Raw genomic sequence first — 1,654 nt, 5'->3', positions numbered from 1 at the left:
GAAATTCAATATACAAAGATAAAAAGGATTAAAGCTGTAAAAGAAGCCGCTTTCTAGTTACTGGTTTATATACTTGTTAACGATGATGCAGATGTCACTTGAAATTTCTTTGCTCAAAGTTGAGGGGTGGATGCTGGTTTCAGTGATTATCCTTATTTAGTTAGAAGCTAATGAATAATCCTAAAGTTTATTTAAAACGGGCATTGAAGCTTGCTGAAATTCGACGGGGATTTTGTGCACCAAATCCTGCGGTAGGGGCTATTTTAGTTAAAGATAATAAAATTATTTCTACAGGATTTCATAAGCGGAGTGGGCTGTCCCATGCAGAAGTAGAAGCTATTAATTCTGCTGGCGTAAATGCGAAAGGATCAGATTTGTATGTCACTTTGGAGCCCTGCTGCCATTACGGAAAAACACCGCCCTGTACTGATTTGATTATCAAAACTGGAATCAAAACAGTTTATTATAGTTTCCCTGATCCTAATCCAAATGTGTTTAATAAAGGGGCTACAAGGCTAAAACAAGCAGGAATTAATTGTTTTAGGGTGGAAGTACCTGAAATTAAATCTTTTTATGAAAGTTATTCATATTGGACGGCTCATAAGCGGTCTTGGATAACTATCAAATTAGCACTTAGTTTGGACGGTAAAATTGCGGGGATTAAAGGCAAACCTATTCCTTTGACTGGAGAAGCATTAAAATATTATACCCATAAATTTCGGAAAAAGAGTGATGCGTTGTTGACGACAATAAATACAATTTTGCAAGATGATCCTCAATTAAATGTACGTTTTGTCAATGAAATAATAAAAAAGCCAATTTATATTCTTGATTCTGATCTACGTTTACCATCAAATGCTTATGTTCATCAGACGGCGGAAAAGTTAGTTGTGTTTCATAAAGAAGCGCCTAATAAAAAACGTAAACAAGCTCTTTTTGAAAGAAATATCCGTTGTGTCAAAGTAACTAGAAGTAAAGAAGGTTTGGACCTTAATGAAGTTTTAAGTATAATCGGATCGGATGGAGTTCACGATCTTTGGGTGGAAGCAGGGGGAAAATGCTTTCAATCTTTTTTTCATAAAAGATTAATCCATCGTGCTTTGATTTATGTTGCTCCTAAAGTTATGGGTCAACAAGCTATTTCTGCCTTTCAATTACCTTTTGATTTTCAAGAGCATCGTATTCAATGGCGTCAGATTGGTCAGGATGTCGTGTGTGATATCAAGTTTTGAATTAAATGTATCAATGTAAAAGAGTTTTATTAGTCCCTGTAATCCAGTTACAGAGGTCGTTAGCTGAAGTGATGTTAATCAGTTAATTGCCTAATTAGATTTGTTATTCTACTAGTAAAAACAATCTTTAAAACAAGCTAAAAACTTTGAGCAGGTATAATTTTTATAAAAAAGAGAGCCCGCAAGCTTCTCTCAGTTTAGGATAGCAGATAATGAATTTTAAAGCTGACGATTAAAGTCCGCATACAGGAAGATGGGAAAATAGTATTTTATTATTTTCTTTTTAGGGTCATGATTATAGATACTATTCTATTTTAATTTAGTAAGTGAAGATTATGTTTATAGGAATCTTATTAAGATTGTGTGAAGGAATACAGTAGTGTATTCAAAATTTTTCTGAAACTAGCACTGTGGTATATATA

At 33.7% G+C, this 1,654-nt stretch carries 1 protein-coding gene; it reads left to right on the top strand.

Annotated elements, in window-relative coordinates:
* The first annotated feature begins 170 nt into the window (after positions 1-170).
* Entirely contained in the window at positions 171-1,232 is a 1,062-nt protein-coding gene (gene ribD, locus CLERM_RS00295; RefSeq protein WP_102156638.1) for a bifunctional diaminohydroxyphosphoribosylaminopyrimidine deaminase/5-amino-6-(5-phosphoribosylamino)uracil reductase RibD, read from the top strand.
* Positions 1,233-1,654: the final 422 nt, after the last annotated feature.

Source organism: Coxiella-like endosymbiont (assembly GCF_002871095.1).
Lineage (GTDB): Bacteria > Pseudomonadota > Gammaproteobacteria > Coxiellales > Coxiellaceae > Coxiella.
Note: the sequence above shows the minus strand (reverse complement) of the source record. Positions and strands in the feature narration are given on the sequence as shown.